General features: G+C 38.9%; 1 protein-coding gene. It reads right to left on the bottom strand.

The genetic code is table 11. The features are described from left to right. Nucleotides 1-179: 179 nt before the first annotated feature. Complete coding sequence (locus tag FTV42_RS16675; protein WP_180039236.1) at nt 180-1,484, bottom strand: IS4 family transposase; 1,305 nt, start codon at nt 1,482-1,484, stop codon at nt 180-182. Nucleotides 1,485-1,696 lie beyond the last annotated feature (212 nt).

The following is a 1,696-nucleotide window of genomic DNA, read 5'->3' as shown; positions in this document are numbered from 1 at the left end:
ACAGCTTATGTCATGCCAAGCTATCAATATACGATGGCACCAAATTACACCTATACGATTTATGCAAAACCTGTCACTGTAACAATTCAATAAAATTAAAACATATGCTTAGATTCTTAGAGCATCACCTTGATGAGTTAATGTAGTAAAAACCCACTGTAAAGTGTAATGCCAGTCAGTTAAGAGATTGACTGGCTTTTTCTTGGGTATTTTTGAGGTTTTCCTTTTACAACCCTTGGATAACTCCTCACTCTTCTCTCAGGTATAACATACCGATTAGATTTCTCCATTAAACTTTCCAGATGTTTGGGTAGATTACCTGCAGAAGCCAAAGAGTCGAATCTGAGTAAATTAAGAAGGGCAATAGATGCAATATGAAAACTGATCCTCAACGGGCTTACTTTGGCACGTTGAGCCATATATTTCATTTGTCTTCTCAGCACGTTATAAGCAATCAAGACACCCCATAATTCTTGATAAATTAAGTCTGGCTGTTTGCTCCTTAAGTGCTTACCTTCCTGTAAATTGCTTTTAATTTCTCGGTAACACATCTCTATCTCCCAACGTTGAGCATATAACTTTGCTAAAGTTCGAGCTGGATATGTCTTTGAATCTAATAATGAAGTGATATAACGGCGGATTTTTCCTGCCTGCTCAACTTCAATTAAACGTGCTTCCCAGTAATCTCCTAATGCTGGATTAAGTTTTTTGGCTCTTGCTGATATTGGCATCCTGATATGAAAATCATGTGGGGAATTCCGTTTAATTATGTCATAACGTAAATTATCTTTAGCTCGCATAAGCCAATGGCTTGATTCTCCACGTGTTTGCCAGCCTATTAAAAAATCAGCAGAGAAATAAGCTCGATCAAACAAAGTAATACTTTGTGCTGGAGGAGATAATTGATTTGCTAATGTGAGTTCACCTTGATCCATACTGCCTATTTGGGCATCTATGATTTCATGAGTATTGGTATTCACTAGACACGTGGCTCTAACTTGTGGGTAAGGTGCTACAGCAGTTTTACCTTTAGATGAGCCAAAATGATTAAAGTTCTCTTCGGTCAGCGGCATAGACCAAACCACCCCGTCAACAGCACATACACTAAGACCTTGAAAGGTTGAATATTGTTGTTGTGATTCATCAAACCATGCTTGGCTGATTAAGGAGAATAAGGCAGCTAAGGGTTCTCGACCTAAACGTTGTCGAGCTTGGACAGCTGCACTAGGAACACAATAATCTGTTGTACCAAACACGAGTTTTAATTGTTCTACCACATAGCTGATGGGTTGATTGCGAAACAAGGCAAGCCCAAGAACAAGCCAAACCACGTGCTCAGCAGGTAATTTTCTCCTTCTGATCGATGCCTTACCTGTTTGATGCAGGCTTGTTTCAATCCAATTTAAATCAATAAGTTCACAAAAATGGTTGAGTGATGGGAGAGCATGTTCAAGAGTGGATTCTAAATGTTCAGATAAAGACATAAAAAAATGAGCGTATTTACATACACTCATTTTTACTACATTTTACTAAAATTTGCTTAACTGACTGGCATTAGATCTTCTGACCGGCTTTTGACCTGTACGGCTTTTATTGGGCCGCAGCCATCAACGCTTCAATCTCGTCTACAGTTTTCACCACTTTCGCAGTTAAGTTCAGTGGACCATTTTTGGTCGCGACAATATCATCTTCAATC

Source organism: Acinetobacter sp. YH16052 (genome assembly GCF_013417155.1).
In the GTDB taxonomy this organism is placed as follows: Bacteria; Pseudomonadota; Gammaproteobacteria; order Pseudomonadales; family Moraxellaceae; genus Acinetobacter.
The sequence above is the reverse complement of the archived record's forward strand: the minus strand, read 5'-3'. Positions and strand labels throughout refer to the sequence as shown.